This is a genomic window from Polyangium sp. 6x1, from assembly GCF_029946515.1.
In the GTDB taxonomy this organism is placed as follows: Bacteria; Myxococcota_A; Polyangia; order Polyangiales; family Polyangiaceae; genus Polyangium.
Window position 1 is genome coordinate 150,296 of sequence record NZ_JARZHH010000023.1, and the last position, 15,289, is coordinate 165,584.

At 69.0% G+C, this 15,289-nt stretch carries 8 protein-coding genes and 1 pseudogene; 3 read left to right on the forward strand and 6 right to left on the reverse strand.

The window, feature by feature from the left end; all coding sequences use genetic code 11:
- Positions 1-125: 125 nt before the first annotated feature.
- The 4 genes from QHF85_RS22455 to QHF85_RS22470 form a co-directional block, all read right to left on the reverse strand.
- Positions 126-1,091 (reverse strand): HD domain-containing protein, encoded by a 966-nt coding sequence (locus QHF85_RS22455; protein ID WP_281329318.1) that lies wholly within the window; start codon positions 1,089-1,091, stop codon positions 126-128.
- A 75-nt stretch (positions 1,092-1,166) separates the two neighbouring features.
- Positions 1,167-1,664 carry a histidine phosphatase family protein gene (locus QHF85_RS22460; RefSeq protein ID WP_281329319.1) on the reverse strand — a complete coding sequence of 166 codons (498 nt, stop codon included), beginning with the start codon at positions 1,662-1,664 and terminating at the stop codon, positions 1,167-1,169.
- A gap of 47 nt (positions 1,665-1,711) precedes the next feature.
- Positions 1,712-2,836 (reverse strand): recombinase RecA, encoded by a 1,125-nt coding sequence (recA, locus tag QHF85_RS22465; RefSeq protein ID WP_281329320.1) that lies wholly within the window; start codon positions 2,834-2,836, stop codon positions 1,712-1,714.
- Positions 2,837-2,989: 153 nt separating this feature from the next.
- On the reverse strand, positions 2,990-6,265 hold the full coding sequence (locus QHF85_RS22470; RefSeq protein WP_281329321.1) for an outer membrane protein assembly factor: 3,276 nt from the start codon (positions 6,263-6,265) through the stop codon (positions 2,990-2,992).
- 98 nt (positions 6,266-6,363) lie between these two features.
- Here QHF85_RS22470 and QHF85_RS22475 point away from each other — a divergent pair, with 98 nt between their 5' ends.
- Positions 6,364-7,176 (forward strand): PhnD/SsuA/transferrin family substrate-binding protein, encoded by an 813-nt coding sequence (locus QHF85_RS22475; protein WP_281329322.1) that lies wholly within the window; start codon positions 6,364-6,366, stop codon positions 7,174-7,176.
- Positions 7,177-7,297: 121 nt separating this feature from the next.
- Here QHF85_RS22475 and QHF85_RS22480 read toward each other — a convergent pair whose 3' ends face one another.
- Positions 7,298-11,722 (reverse strand): translocation/assembly module TamB domain-containing protein, encoded by a 4,425-nt coding sequence (locus QHF85_RS22480; protein ID WP_281329323.1) that lies wholly within the window; start codon positions 11,720-11,722, stop codon positions 7,298-7,300.
- Positions 11,723-11,879: 157 nt separating this feature from the next.
- Between QHF85_RS22480 and QHF85_RS22485 the strand changes: the two genes are divergently transcribed.
- Positions 11,880-13,598, forward strand: a complete 1,719-nt coding sequence (locus QHF85_RS22485) for a MopE-related protein (RefSeq protein WP_281329324.1) — start codon at positions 11,880-11,882, stop codon at positions 13,596-13,598.
- Positions 13,599-13,735: 137 nt separating this feature from the next.
- Here QHF85_RS22485 and QHF85_RS22490 read toward each other — a convergent pair whose 3' ends face one another.
- Positions 13,736-14,791 (reverse strand): endonuclease/exonuclease/phosphatase family protein, encoded by a 1,056-nt coding sequence (locus tag QHF85_RS22490; RefSeq protein WP_281329325.1) that lies wholly within the window; start codon positions 14,789-14,791, stop codon positions 13,736-13,738.
- A 260-nt stretch (positions 14,792-15,051) separates the two neighbouring features.
- On the opposite strand from QHF85_RS22490, the pseudogene QHF85_RS22495 reads away from it, so the two are divergent.
- Positions 15,052-15,289, forward strand: a pseudogene (locus QHF85_RS22495) (RNA chaperone Hfq); the annotation flags it as partial.

The following is a 15,289-nucleotide window of genomic DNA, read 5'->3' on the forward strand; positions in this document are numbered from 1 at the left end:
AGCGACGGCCTGTGGGAAGAACTGCGCATCGCGCAGTTCTTCCCCAAAAGGTCCAGGGCTGGCCCTGGTTCGGGTCGAGGGGCGAACAGCCCCCGCGGGGTCCGGGGCAGCGCCCCGGCGCGGCGTTACAACCCGAACCGCCCCGCGTTGTCCCGCAAGAACCCGAGGTACACGTCGGAACACTGGTGCGACGGGATCTCGCCGCTGTCGATCGCTGCTTCGAGTGCCTTCTTCAGGTCGCCGATCTTGCGCGATGGGGGCAGGCCGAAGGAGCGCATGATCTCGTCGCCGATGCCGCTCGGTAGCGGGGGCACGACGGCGTCGAGCTTCTGGATTTGCTCCACGCGATCGGCGAGGTCGCTGATCTGGCGTAGGCCCTTCTTCTTCTTTTCGGGCCGCTTCGTGGTGATGTCCGCGCGTGACAGGTCGAGCAGGTCCTGGAGTTGATCGCCCATCTCCTTCGCGAAGCGGCGCACGGCGCTGTCGGTCCACGAGGCTTCGTACTGGCTCGCTCGCAGGTGGTGCAGGATCAGGAAACGCACGGAGCTCTTCAGCGCGGGCTCGGGCGTGAAGATGGGCAAACGCCGGTCCAGCCGGTCGAACATGCGCGCGCCGACCTCGGCGTGGCCGAAGAAGTGGACCTCGCCCGAAGGCGAGATCGTGCGCGTTTTGACCTTGCCGATGTCGTGCAAGAGCGCGGCCCACCGGACCTCGAGCCGCGGGACGGCTTGACGAACCACTTGCTTCGTGTGTTTCCAGACGTCCTTGTGACGCCACTCGCCGTCGCCGAAGCCGACCATTGCTTTGACCTCGGGCAGCATTGCGGCGAGCGCGCCGCATTCGAGGAGCGCGTCGAGGCCGTCTTCGGCGTCGCGCGACATGATGATGCGGTCGATGGTGCGGCGGACGTCGGGGAGGTAGAGCGACGAGGCGGCGCGGAAGTCTTCGGTGTCTGCGACGGGATGTGTGGGCGCGGCGCCTGGCTCGGCGGGCGGCGGGGGCGTGCCTCGCTCGGCGCGCTCGACGGCCCAGGCGAGCGCCGTCATGGCGCGCTGCGGATCGGGGGGGTTCGCCTTCGTCTCTTCCTGCACGCGCAAATCTCGGTGAAAATGGGGGAGGGACGGCGTAGCGCGGCGCGCCTTGCCTGTCGAGTGCGAGCGCGCGCGTCAGCGGCCTGGGCGGAGCACGGTCGTCACGCGGAAGGACCCGCCGAGCTGTGCCTTCGCGTTCGGCTCGCTCGGACGCGCGACGCCCACGAGCATGCCCGGATGCAAGCCGATCGGTAGCTCTGCGACGTCACGTACGAGCATGCGTAGCAGCGCGATCACCATCGGGTGATGGCCGACGAGCAGTGCGTCTGCGTCTGCCGTGGCGAGCTCGCGCAGGAGCGTGAGCGGCGGGGACTCGTCCGGTTCGAGCTCCGAGAAGGTCTCGATCGGGATCGCGGCGGCGCCGAGCGTGCCGGCCATGAGCTCTGCGGTGTGATGGGCGCGCAGGTACGTGCTCGCCACGATGCGGGCGAGCGTCGGCTTGTGCTGGGATTGCAGCGTTTTGCCGATTTCCTCGACGCCGAGGATGCCTTCGGGGGTGAGGGGACGATCGCGGTCCCGCCCGGAGGGCGAGCTGTCGGCCGCGAGCCCGTGGCGCATCACGTAGAGGTTCATGGTGGCGAGAGGGAGCCTGCCACGACGGAGGCCCCCTCGGGGATGGATCAGTTGGTCTTCGCGGGGGCGCGGCGTCCTTCGGCGGGGGTGGCGTCCCCCTTCTTGCCGGCCGGGGCGGACGTGGCGTCGGCCGGCTTGCCGGAGCGCTGGATGCCGTGCTTGGCGAGCACGAGGGCCTCGATGCGCTCGAGCACGTCCGGGTGCTGCTCCAGGTAGGTGCGGGCGTTCTCGCGGCCCTGGCCGATGCGCTCGCCTTGGAAGGAGAACCAGGCGCCGCTCTTCTCGACGATGTTTGCCTCCGTCGCGAGGTCGATGACGTCGCCGGCGTGGCTGATGCCCTGGCCGTAGAGGATGTCGAACTCCACCTCGCGGAAGGGCGGCGCCATCTTGTTCTTCACGATCTTCACGCGGGTGCGGTTGCCGACCACGGCGGGCTCCTTGCCGCTCGCTGCCGCCTCCTTGATCTTGCCGATTGCGCGGATGTCCATGCGCACCGAGGAGTAGAACTTGAGGGCGTTGCCGCCGCTCGTGGTCTCGGGGTTGCCGAACATCACGCCGATCTTCAGGCGGATCTGGTTGATGAAGATGAGCAGGCAGTTCGACCGGGCCACGGTGCCGGTGAGCTTGCGGAGCGCCTGGCTCATGAGGCGGGCCTGGAGGCCGACGTGGCTGTCGCCCATGTCGCCTTCGATTTCGGCTTTGGGCACGAGGGCGGCGACGGAGTCGATGACGATGATGTCGACGGAATTCGAGCGGACGAGCATGTCCGCGATCTCGAGGGCCTGCTCGCCGTAGTCGGGCTGCGAGATGAGCAGCTCGTCCGTCTTCACGCCGAGCTTCTTCGCGTAGTTCACGTCGAGCGCGTGCTCGGCGTCGATGAAGGCGGCGACGCCGCCGGTGCGCTGGATCTGGGCGATCGCGTGCAGGGTCAGCGTGGTCTTGCCGGAGGACTCCGGGCCGTAGATTTCGATGATGCGGCCGCGGGGGTAGCCGCCGATCCCGAGGGCGATGTCGAGCGAGAGCGAGCCGCTGGAGACGGCGGCGACGTCGTCGTGCAGGCTCTGCCCCTCCTTGAGGCGCATGATCGCGCCCTTGCCGTATTCCTTCTCGACGCTCGCGATGGCGAGCTCCAGCGCGGCGAGCTTCTGCTTGGGGTTCTTCTCGTCACTCATGGCGACCTCGGGGGGCAGGGGGCAGTGAGGGTAATGGGTCGCGGGTTTTGCGCCACGAACCGTTCGTCTTGGCTGCGTATACTGTCCGGCTGTTCAGGAGGCAAGGCTGAACGGCGGGAGAGCGGACGGACTATGTCCGACCCCAAATTTCCGTCAGAAGAGGCCGATGGAGAAGAGGAAGGCGCCGAAGTCTTCCCACGGGCGTCGGTTCAGGTTGATGCCGTAGTCGAGCGCGAGGGGGCCGACCGGGGTCGTGATCCGGAGGCCCGCGCCGAGGGCGTAACGAAGGACGAACTCGGAGCTCACGGTGGAGGGGTCGATCCAGACGTTGCCCGCGTCGAGAAAGATGCCCGTGTGGAAGGTCTCGGTGACGGGCAGGCGCAGCTCGAGGCGCGGGTTGAGCGAGAAGTTGCCGCCTCGCACGGTGACGTCTTGCCGGACCTGGTCGGGCGAGGTGCGGCCGGAGGCGTAGATGGCCTTCGTGCGATCCTGCGGGACGAGCGCGTCGACCTGGAACGCGCGGAGGGTGTCGACGCCGCCGAGGAAGAAGGAGCGATCGGGGTACGTCTTGCTCTTCGCGTCGAGCTGGAGGTTGTAGCCGGTGGCGAAGCTCATCGCGATGCTCGGGCCCTTGTTCGCGAGCTCGACGTAGCCGGAGACGCGGCCGGTGAGGCGGAGGAAATGGCTCGTGTCCTTCGCCGGGTTGTTCGAGCCGCCGGCGGGGAACGCGTTGACGTGCTCGGTGCCGAGCGCGACGAGCGCGCCCTTCGTGGCGGCGAACGGGTTGTTGCGGCCGTCCCACGTGAAGCTCAAGCGCTGCGAGAAGGCGATCGTGCTGCCGAAGGGGACGCGGTAGATCGCGTCGATGCTCGTGGACGCGGCGGCCTCGGGGTTGAAGACGTCGACCTCGTTCACCTCCGCGGACGCGCCGAGGCGCATCGTGATCGTGCGGGTCGGTCGGTAGGCGAGCGTGGGCACGAGCGCCTGGCGGCTGATGCCGAAGCCTCGCTGGTTGTCGCGCACGTCGATGCCGTCGACCGACAGGCTCACGAGGGGGCCGAGTCCGATCTCGGGGAAGGTGACCGACGCGGAGTTCCGGCGCTCGAGCTGCTGGCCGACGCTGAGCTTCTTGTAGTCGGCCTGCACGCCCGGATCGAGGACGATGAAGTCGAAGAGGTACGAGAGCTGCACGCGCAAGGTGAGCGCGATGGCGAGGCCCGCGATGTTCTTGTGGCCGTACTCGACGGCGAAGCGCAGGCCCTCGCCCGTGGAGAAGCCGACGCGCGGATCGAGGTACTGCGGGATCTGCTCGGTCACCGTGACGAGCACGCGCTTCTGCTTCTGCGGGACCTCCGGATCTTCGAGGCCCACCGAGACGCTGGAGAACGCGCCGAGCGAGCCGATGCGCTCCTCGCTGCGGCGCGCGTCGCGCTCGACGAAGGGTTTGCCCTCCTGGAGCGTGACGCGGCGCAGGATGAGCGCCTCGCTCGTGCGAAGCGCGCCGCGCACGACGAAGCCGCCGATGATGACCTGATCGCGCTCGGTGATCGCGAACCGCGCGCGCGCCCGCGTGCGATCGGGCGAGGGCTCGATCGACGCCTTCACCTCGACGAACGCATAGCCGCGATCGCGGTAGGCCTCGACGAGCCGGAGGCGCGCCGCTTCGAGCTCGATCGTGGAGAGGGGCTTGCCGAGCTCGAGGCGGCTCGTCTCGAAGAGCGCCTGCTCCGAGAGCGTGCGGCTGCCCTCGAAGGCGACGTCGTGCAGCACGGTTTGCGGACCGAGGTGCATCGGGATGCGCAGCGCGATCTCGCGTGAGCACTCGATGTGCTTCAGCGGATCGGGGCGGCACGTGAGCGTCTGCGGGGGATCGGGCTCGGGCAGCGGGAGGCCGAGGGCGTCTTTTGCGCAGACGGCCTCGCTCGGCTCGCGCGGCTCGGGGATGCAGCGGCCCGCGGGCGAGCGGGCGGTGCACGTCGCGCGCTCGATCTGCACGGGGCCGACGACGGCGTTCAGGTAGCCCTTGCTGTACGCGAGATCCTTCAGGTGCTTGATCGCGCGCTCGTAGGTCTCGGGCGCGTACGTCTCGGCCGGGTTCAGATCGAGCGGCCTCGCCACGGCGCGCGGCCCGCGCCCGCCGAAGAGCGCCGAGACCGCGTTCGGATCCTTCAGCGAAAAACCTTTGTCGCCGGGCAGATCCTCCACGAGGAAGCTGTCGATCTCGCCGCGCACCTGCTCGGCGTTCCACGTCTTCGGCAGGCACGGGAAGATGCGCTGCACGACGCGCACCTGATCGCCCTCGTCGATCCGCAGCACGAGGTGGTGCACGGGATCGTTCGGGCCGCCGCGCTCCTCGGCTTCGACGCGCGCGTCGTAGAAGCCGCGCTGCACGTAGAAGCGGGTGAGCCTGTCGATGAGCTCCTGCGTCTTCTGCTCGAGACCTTTCTTCGGCGCGATCGCTGCGGAGAGCTCGACCTCGTCGACGGAGCGGTTGCCTTCGAAGACGGGGACGACGCGCGGCCCCGGCGTGATGTACACGAAGAGCTCGCTGCTCGACGCGGTGAGCCGCACCGCGTGCCGGACGTCGGCGCGGTAGAAGCCGCTTTCGCGCAGCACCTCGGCGAGCTCGCGATCGGCCTCTTCGAGCAGCGGCTCGTCGATGCGCGCGCCGACGCCGAAACGGTAGCGCTCTTCGAGGCCGCGGAGCTCGCGCTCCATGCCGCGCGTGATCACGAACGAGCGGCGCGTCACGGTGCGCGGCGCGCCCGCGTCGATGTCGATGCGCAGGACGACGCGGCCCGGATCGTCCGTGTCCGAGACGTCGGACGTGACGTTCGCTTGCGGGTAGCCGTGATCCGCGTAGTACCGGCGGATCCGCTGCACGATCTCCGTCAGCATCGGGGCCGTGATCTCGCCGCCTTCGCGCACGCGCGCCGCGTCGAGCGTCGCCGCGCGATCCAGCGTCGCGCCCGCGAGGCGGATCGAGGCGACGATGCGCCGCGGCAGCACGTGTGCGCGCAGCACTACGCCGTCTCCTTCGGCGATCGCTTCGACGGTCACGCGCGCGAACTGCCCTGTCTCCGTGAGCTCGCGCATCACGGTTCGCGCGGCCGAGGGCTGGAACGGCTCGCCGGCGCGGACTTTCGTGACGCGCAGCGACGTGCTCCATCGCGAGCCTACGGTCACGACGTCGACGCGCTTGATCGGTTTGCCCGTGAGCGCGCTCGTGTCCGGCGGTGGGCTGAGCTGCGGCGCGGCGAGCGCGGCTTGCGGCTCCTCGCCGGCGAGTGCTGCGCTTTCGCCGGGGCTCGTCCCCTGGTTTTTCGCGGCTTGCGCCCCTGCCTCGGCTGCGCCGAGCAGGCAGACGAGCGCGCTGGCCGCGGTGAGGCAGCGGGCTCGTTGGGACCGGGAAAAACGCGGGATGGGCACGGGCCGAGGTGGATGGGGGCACAGAGGGGCTCGCGGCCCTTTGGAGACGCCCGTCCCGATGCTACCGTCCGCCCGAGTTGCTCGCCAAAAGGTACGGCATGGCTGATCCGACGATCCTGATAGGGGCGGTCGCATACGACCCGAAGGTCGTGACCATCTGGGAGGGGATGCGTGAGCACTTCCAGGAGCACGGCGTGTCCCTCGATTTCGCGCTTTTCTCCAGCTACGAGCGGCTGATCGAGGCCCTGCTCCACGGGCACGTCGACATCGCCTGGAACTCTGGCATCTCCCATGTGCGTGTGAAGCGGCGTACCGAAGGCAAGGCCATCGGCATCGCCATGCGTGATCGCGATCGCGACGTCTGCTCGAAGATCCTCATCCGCCGGGAGGTCGTCGTTCGTAAGCTCACGGACCTCCATGGCAAGGTCCTGGCCGTGGGGACACGCGACTCGGCGCAGTCGCGGATTTTGCCGCTCTACTACTTGAAGCAAGCGGGCGTGGATCTGAACCAGGTGAAGATCCTCGCGTTCGACTCTGACGTCGGCAAGCACGGCGATACGGGGGCGAGTGAGCTTGCGGTGCTCGCGGCGGTGCACGAGGGGCGGGCGCATGCGGGCGCGGTTGGGAGCCTCGTTTTTCAGGCCGAGCAGGCGGCGGGGCATGTCGATCCGCGCATCGTCGACGTCCTCTGGACGACGCCGACGTTCGACCTGCGCATGTTCGACGCGATGCCCACGCTCGCGGCGGACAAGGTCGAGGCGTTCAAGCGCATCCTCTCGGAGATGGCGTACGCGAACCCGAAGCACCGGAGGCTGCTCGACATGGAGGGGCTGCGCCGCTGGGTGCCTGGTCGCGAGCAGAGCTACGCGCCGGTCCGCGCAGCGCTCGACGACCTGCCTGGCTTCGGCTGAAATCCTTTGCATCGACCGCATCGCGGTCGATGCACCAAAGGTCCAGGGCAGGCCCTGGTCCGGGTCCAGGGGTGGACAACCCCTGGTCGGGGTCCGGGGTGAAACCCCGGCGAAACGACCTCTATTCGAACTCCAACCGCCAACGCAAGTCGGCGCCGAGGTTGCCGAGTGGCGAGCTCGAGACGTCGTTCGTGTTGTCGTAGGCGCCTTGCACGATGACGCGTTTGCCGAGGCGCCACTCGATGCTCGATCGGACCTCGCGGTTCTCGGTGATGCCTGTTGTCACGGTGGCGCGCACGTCTTCCGTGATGCGCTTGCCGAGTGTGACGGTTGGCTCGGTGCGGCCTGTGCGCGACGAGTAGGACGTGCCGAAGCGGAACTCGTCGATGAGGGGCACGATCGTCTTTACGGCTTTGTCTGCGCCGGTGAGTGCGGCGAGTGCTTCGAGGCCTACGGTTTCGCCGAGGGATGAGGCGAGGCCGCGATCCATCTCGGCTCGCGTGAGGCCGAGCGTCAGCAGGAGGACGATGTCCTCCTGGCCGAGGGGTGGATCGCTCGTGAGGTCGAGCTTCACGTTTTCCTGATCGCCGTGGGCGTAGAGGTTGATGCGCCACTGCTGGCCGAGCGTCGCTGTGGCTGCTGCGCTCGTGCTCGTGTCGGCGGGGGCCGAGCCTGCGGCGCTGGCTGCTGCGTAGCGCCGGTACTCGGTCTGCGCGCGCAGATCGATGCGCGGGGCGAGGCGCAGGGGATCGTCGAAGCGGACGGAGCCTTCGCGCACCGTGAACTCGCTGTTGCGCAGCCGGAGCTTCGAGTCTGGCAGGATGCGCAGGTTGCCGCGTGCTCCGTAGCGCTGGTTCGTCCCGGAGAGTGCGAGCCCGGGCGGCGTCACTTCGAGCAGCATGTCGACGAGGCCGTTCGAGAAGCGCATGGGCCGCGGCGAGACCACGTTCACGTCGAAGCGGAGTGCGTCGTTCTTCGGGTCGTATGTTTCGACGGCGGTGCGCTTTGGGCCGCCGGCGAGCTGGTTCAGGTCGAGGCTCAGCGCGATGGGCCGCGAGTACGTGAACGATGTCAGCGACACCGTCCCTTTCACCTCGGGCAGGTTCTTCTCTGCGCGCTCCTCGTCGGATGTGCTTGGCCGGAAGGACGCGGAGAGGTCGGCGTCTGCGGTCAGGTTGATGCCGTCGCCGAGCGGCATCTTCACGCCGCGTGCGAGGATCGACGCCTCGGCTGTGCCGAGCTCGAAGCCGCGGATCGGCATGCGCCCCGTCAGGCTCACTTCGCCGCCGCCGACCTTTGCTGCGCCGCGCAGGATGCGCACCTCGCTGTTCGTGACGGCGACGTCCACCTCGATGTCGTCGATCGATACGGGCAAACCTCGCAGCGCGAGCTCGCCGCCGCGCAGCCGCGCCGAACCGCCGTACCGCAGTGCGTTCGTCGTGCCTTGCACGCGCAGGTTCGCTTCGAGCGAGCCCTTCGCGCGCGAGACCTGCGGCATGTCCGCGGACAGACGCCCGAGATCGAGCGGGCCGACGCGCAGGCCCACGTCGAACTCGGGCGCGGTCACGAGGCGCTGCACGCGGCCGCCGAGCGCGATGGGCGCCGACAAACCCGAGCCGCTCTGCACGACGAGCTCGAGGTCGGGCAGCGTGAGCGTGTTGTTCTGCACGACGATCGGCCCGGGCGTTCCGCGCAGCGACACGCGACGCCCGCCGCGATCGAGATCGAGCCCCGTCAGCGCGACGACCACGTCGCTCTTCGCGAGATCGTCGAGGGGCAGACGACGGATCTCGAGGGCTGCGTCGAGGCTTCCGTGCGGCGGCGTGGCGCTGAATGCGACGCCCGGGATCAGGTTCGCGAGCGTGCCGAGATCGAGACCACGCGTCGTGAGCTTGCCCGTCACGACCTTGTGCTTCTGCCGCGTGATGCGCACGTCCTCGAGCGAGAGTTGCCCGCCTGCGAGCAGACCGTCGACGCGGAACGTGCCTGCGGACGTGTCCCTGTCGAACTCCGCTCGATCGAAGGGCCCCGAGCGCGGGTTGCCGCAGCGCGTCCAGCCGATCGGTTTGGCCTGCGTCCCCTCGGCTCCCATGAGCACGCGGAGCTGCGACGACGGCAGCGACGAGGGCCCGATCCGGATCGGCGAGATCTGCACGTCGGCTTGCGCTTCGAGCTGGCTCACCGTGCCCGAGATGTTCGCGATCGCCGAGATCGAGCCGTCGAGCGGTTTGCCCATGCGGCCGAGCGCGTCGAGGTGATCGATCGGGATCCCCGTGGCGATCGCCTGCCCCGAGACACGACCGCCCGGACGAACCGACACGGTCGCGAGCAAGGAGCCCGTGCCCTTGCGCAGGCTCGCCGCGTGCACGTCGAGGTTCATCCCCGCCGCGCCTGCCTCGCGATCTTCCCAGTCGAGATCCACGTCGACGTCGCCGTCGGAGTACTTCTCGCCGAAGAGCGCCACCTCCTCGAGGTGCATCTTCGTCTTCACGCGCAGGCGGCCCGCGCCGCAGCGATCCTCGGGCCCGCCGACCACGAAGTGCACCCGCGCCGTCCCGCTCGCGTTGCCGTCGATCTCGGCGAAGCGCGGATCGTCGTCGAGGTGCACGATCCTGTAGAAGTCGTGGAGCCAGAGGTGCGGCGCGCTCTGCGTGTCGACCTCCGCGTCCACCACGACGTTCGGGCCCGCGTCGAAGTCGACGTGCACCTCGGGCGCGCGGATCTTGCTGTCGCCCTTGCGCAGGTGCACGTCGGCGAGGCGCAGATCGAAGGGCTCGAAGAACACGCGCGCGCTCTCCACGTCGCCGAACGAGAACGCCGCGAACTCGAAGCCCTTGATCGCCACGTCGGCCTCGACCTTCGGCCGCGTGAACGGCCCGCGCGCCGAGGCGCTGATGTCCGCGAGCCCCGCGATCGGGATGTTCTTGAGCGGCGAGATCTCCGACAGATCGACGTGCGATCCCTTCGCGATCTCGATGTCGAGGAAGGCCCGGAAGAACAGCTTGACCGTGGTGTGGAGCTCCGACTTCGGCGTCTCGATCGCGAGGTCGTCGAGCACGATGCCCGTCGGCCGCACGCGGAACGCGCCGCGCAGCTTGCCCTCGGCCACGCCCATCATGTGCCCGCGCGCGGGATCCGTCGTGGGTTTGTCGAAGACCTCGAAGTTCCGCGTCGTGAACTCCATCGGACCGTCGAGCGAGAGCGGCGAGAGCGTCCCGGCGAACCGCTCGAAGTGGCCTCGCTCGAGGTGCCAGGCGACGTACGCCTGCGGGTGCACGCCGAGATCCCGCAAGAGGCCGGGGAACTGGACGTCACGGATCTCGATCGGACCTGCGGTGAGCGGCGCGCCCGTCGCGAACGGCTCGATCTTCACGTCGGCGATCGACACCTTGCCGTCGGCCCACCCGACCTCGATCTTCGACACGCGCACCACGTCCTCGGCGATCGACAGCTCGCCCTCGAACGTCGTCGCGAAGACCTTGCCCGACAGACCCGGCCGATCCGCCTCGATGCGCCCCGCCACGCGCGGAAGCGTGGACTTGCCGTCGTGCTCGACCTCCACGTCGAGGCCGACGGCGCCCGTGAGCCACGGCGTGTCCACGAAGCGATGCGCGATCGGCACCGGCAGCCGCGTCCGCACGCGGCCACGGAACGCGGGCATCGCGAGCGGCGCGCCGCCCGACGGCAGCTCCACGCGCAGCGCGCCGAGCTCGAGCTCCACCGAGCGCCAGTCCTCGCGCGGCAGCTCGCACCCCGGGCTCGTCCCCGCGTCCGGATCGAGATCGGCCGCGCCGAGCAGCGTCAAACGCCGGACGAGCAGACCCTCCGCGTCGAGCCGCACCCGCGTGTCGAGCCGGCAGATCACGTCCTCGTCGACCATGTCCTCGTCGGGCCGACCCGGCATGGGGTGCGTCCGGACGATCGTCGATTTCCCTGCGCGGAGCGCGATCTCGAAGGCCCCGTCGTCCTCCGCGGACACGTCGACGTCGACCTCACTCGTCACGACGTGCACGCCCTCGACGAGCGCGTCGATGCGCGCGTCCGTCACGGCGAGCGAGGAGAACGGGGCCCGCGCCTTCTCGGTCGAGGGCGCGGAGGCGGGCAGCTTGAACGACAGGTTCTTCAGCGCGCCGCCCTCGACGACGGCGCGGATCCGCGGCCCGAGCACCTCGACCTCGCCCACGTCGAGCTGCCCGTCGAGCAGGGAAAATACACGCGGACGAACGCTGATCCGCTCCACCGCGAGCACGGGCGCGCCGCCGTCGGTCGCGTCGACGATCACGTCTTCGAGATCGATCGCCATCGGCCACGCCTGCACGGCGACCCGGTAGCGCGCGACGATCCCGAGCTCCCGTTCCACGAGCGTCGCCGTCTCCCGCGCGGCCCACGCGCGCACGGGGCCCGTTCGCACGAGGGCGCCGAGGACGAGCGGGATGGCCCCCACGAGGGCAAACAGCGCGCAGAGCGCGATGGCGAAGGCGCGGCCGACGTCACGACGCCCGCGTTTCCGCGTGCGTTTGTTCGTCGGCGAGCTGCCCGAAGCCATGACGCCGAGCTTACCTCAGCCCTGTCCCCCGTGCCGGGATCACCGTCCGCGATGCACCTTCAGCGCTTTACGCGGCCCGAGAATCCTGGAAACATCCTGGTCTTGCGTGCGAGTTCCGGGTGCGCGTGCGCCTGGAGCCGTGTTGTTCGGAGGCCCGATGCGATCGACGATCCCCGCCACGCTGGTGGCGCTTGGCTGCTTGGCAATTCATGCGTTCGGCTGCGCAGGTGGCACGGACGAAAACACGAGTGCGGGGCAAGGCGGCTCCGCGGGGACGAATGCTGGAGGCGCCGGCGGCACCGGCGGCCAGGGCGGCGCCGGTGGCCAAGGGGGCGGCGGCGGCGCGGCGTGCACGCCGAGCGACGAGCTGTGCGACGGCATGGACAACGACTGCGACCAGGAGGTCGACGAGGACTGCCCCTGCGTCGAAGGGCAAACGCAGTCCTGTTACTCGGGCGCCGACGGCACGCAGGGCATCGGGCCTTGCACCCCGGGTCAGCAGACGTGTGATGTGAGCGGCACCTGGAGCAAGTGCGTGGGCGAGGTCGTGCCGAAGTCGGCGGAGACCTGCAACGGCATCGACGACGACTGCAACGGGAGCGTCGACGACATGGCGACGACGAGCTGCGGCTTCGGCGCCTGCCAGGTCACGGTCGTCACCTGCGAGAACGGCCAGCTCAACCAGTGCATCCCGCTCCAGCCCACGCTGGAGAAGTGCGACGGCCTCGACAACGACTGCGACCAGCTCGTCGACGACTCGTTCCCCGAGAAGGGCAAGAGCTGCACGTCGGACCTGCTCGGCGCCTGCGCCAAGGGCAAGTACGCCTGCACGACCGGCGAGCTCACCTGCATCCCCGACGTCACGCCCGTCCCCGAGTCGTGCAACGGCGTCGACGACGACTGCGACGGCACCACGGACGAGGACATCCCCGGCACCGGCGGTCAGTGCGGCACGGGCCTGCTGGGCGCCTGCGCCAATGGCGCGATCGCGTGCAACGGCAGCTCCATCGACTGCTTCCCGATCACCCCGCAGTCGCCCGAGAAGTGCAACGGCGTCGACGACGACTGCGACGGCGAGGTCGACGAGAACAACCCGGAGGGCGGCGTCTCCTGCCAGACGGGTCAATCGGGCGGCTGCTCGACCGGCACGCTGAAGTGCACGAGCGGCGGGCTCGTCTGCGAGCCGAACTCGTCGGTGACGCCCGAGATTTGCAACGGCATCGACGAGAACTGCAACGGCCAGATCGACGAGGGCAACCCGGGCGGCGGCGCCGCGTGCGGCTGCGGCGGCACGACGGCCTGCGCGAGCGGCCAGCTCATCTGCACGGGCGGCCCGACGACCTACCTCTACGAAGACTTCGCCGACGCCCCCGGGTGGACCCTCGGGTCCGAGTGGGAGATCAAGGCGGCCGTCGGCGGCAGCTGCGCGAACTTGAGCGGCACGCACAACGATCCCACGAACGACACCACGTCTTCGAGCGACAACAAGATCGCGGGCGTCGTCATCGGCGGCTGCTCGACGACCTCGCAGAGCGCGACGACGCACGGTTATTACTACCTGACGAGCCCGGCCTTCGACGCCTCGGCGGCGCCCGGCGTCTACCTCCAGTTCCAGCGCTGGCTGAACAGCGACACGACGCCGTTCATGAACAACGTCATCGAGGTGTTCAACGGCACGGCCTGGATCCAGGTCTGGCAGAGCGGACCGAGCGGGGCGACGGCCTCCTCCTGGACGAAGGTCTCCTACGACATCTCCCAGTACAAGAACGCCAACATGCGGATTCGCTGGGGCTTCAACATCGCCTCGACGCTGGTTTACCCGTACGCCTCGTGGAACATCGACGACGTCATCGTCTCGACCACGATCTGCCCTTAGCAGAGGGCCGATAAACTTGCTGCACGCCTCGAATCGTCGGTCGGGCTCCTCGGAATACATGTGTATTCCTGCGTCGCCCTCCCTAGCTTCGAGGCGTTCGCGGCGTTTCTCGGGCCTCTGCTGAGCTTGCTCGTCGACTATTTGACGTTGTAGGTTGCCACGATGGGCGCGTGGTCTGTCGCGTCGTCCACGTCGTTGCCGTGGCGAATGGTGACGGACGTCGTATCGAGCATTCCTGCGAGCAGGGGATTCGACATCTGGTGGTCCACCAGCTCCAGCGCTCCCTGATAATCGTACGTCCAGCGGTCGTTCGCCGGCACGAAGTCGGGCGCATTCGTGTACATCGCGTCCCCCTCGCCCAGGACCGCGAGGTACGGCGGCGATCCCGGCGTGTCATTGAAGTCGCCGAGCACCAGCACCGCCCGCGATGGGTCCTCCTTCACGAGCGCGTTCGCGATCGCGCGCGTGCGTTGCGCCTCCGCGAGGCGCTTGTTCGGATTGTCGTCCTCCTTCGCCTTGAAATGCGCGCCGAGGAGCACGAGCTTCCGCCCGTTGTAGGTGAGGTGGTACTCGGGGCAGTCGCGCGAGAATCGATAGGTCGGCCCCACCGTCCCATTCAGCGGGAACTGCTCGTCCTTGTGCGAGACCACCTCGTCGAGCGGCAGTTTCGATAAAATCCCGATGTCGATGCCCCGCGGGTCGTTCCCGTCCACAATACCGATGTCCGTGTATTTGCCCCCGAGCTCGCTCTGCACGAGGTCCGACAGCGAGGCCTCGTTCTCGACCTCCTGGAGCACCACCACGTCCGCGTCGATCACCGAAAGCACCGCGCCGATCGCCTTCCGATGTGCGACGTATTGTGCGGTTGTCCTCACCACCTCGTCCACCGCCGCGCTGTCGTTCTTGTCGTTCAAATAATTGTGTACGTTCCAGTTGACCACGCGCAGCGGCATCGGATCCCGCGGCGCGCCTCCGCCGCTCCCGCCTGCGCCGCCGTCCCCGCCGCTCCCGCCGCCCCCGCCGGCGTCGCCGCTCGAGCCCTCCCGGACGCGGCCCTCTTGCCCGCATCCGCCGCTCGAAAGCACGAGCAGCGCCGCGACGAGCGCGCTGCTCGCCGTGAGCCTGCCCGCGCGGGCGAGGCCTGTCCATCGACCAAAACGAAAGCCTTGGGACCGTGAAGAAGCATGCAACATGCGCTCAGTGTCCCGTCGCCATTCCGGCGCGGCAAGCCCCGCGTCGTTCTCCGCTGCACGACGCGCCGCGTGGTCAGTTTCGCGACCATCCATGACCACATTGCGGCGGCGTATCTCGGCCGTGGCCCGGGGGCCGTTCCAGCGTCTCGCAAGCCATTTCTCCCGTCCCGGGGGAACCCCTTTCTTTACAGGATCGCCCGGCCCGTGCGACGATTGCTTTCCCCCCGAGCATTCGCCCGGGGCGCTTGCAGGAGTCGGGCATGCGAAACTTCACGCGCGTTGCGCTGGTCGCCGGCGTATTTTCTCTCATCGTGGGCGCAGCTGCCGCGGGTTGCGGCGGGGAAGGATCCAACACGAGCACGGGCACCCCCGGGGCGGGAGGCGCCGCCGGCAATGGGGGCTCGGGCGGCGTCGCGGGCGCGGGCGGCATCGGGGGCCAGGGCGGCTCCGGCGGCGTCGCGGGGCAGGGCGGCCAGGGCGGCGCGGGGGGCCAGGGCG

Excerpts from the sequence above, each read along its gene's own strand:
- QHF85_RS22485 (WP_281329324.1), top strand. The coding sequence starts at position 11,880 with ATGCGATCGACGATCCCCGCCACGCTGGTGGCGCTTGGCTGCTTGGCA.
- recA (WP_281329320.1), bottom strand. The coding sequence starts at position 2,836 with ATGAGTGACGAGAAGAACCCCAAGCAGAAGCTCGCCGCGCTGGAGCTC.
- QHF85_RS22490 (WP_281329325.1), bottom strand. The coding sequence starts at position 14,791 with ATGTTGCATGCTTCTTCACGGTCCCAAGGCTTTCGTTTTGGTCGATGG.
- QHF85_RS22460 (WP_281329319.1), bottom strand. The coding sequence starts at position 1,664 with ATGAACCTCTACGTGATGCGCCACGGGCTCGCGGCCGACAGCTCGCCC.
- QHF85_RS22475 (WP_281329322.1), top strand. The coding sequence starts at position 6,364 with ATGGCTGATCCGACGATCCTGATAGGGGCGGTCGCATACGACCCGAAG.
- QHF85_RS22480 (WP_281329323.1), bottom strand. The coding sequence starts at position 11,722 with ATGGCTTCGGGCAGCTCGCCGACGAACAAACGCACGCGGAAACGCGGG.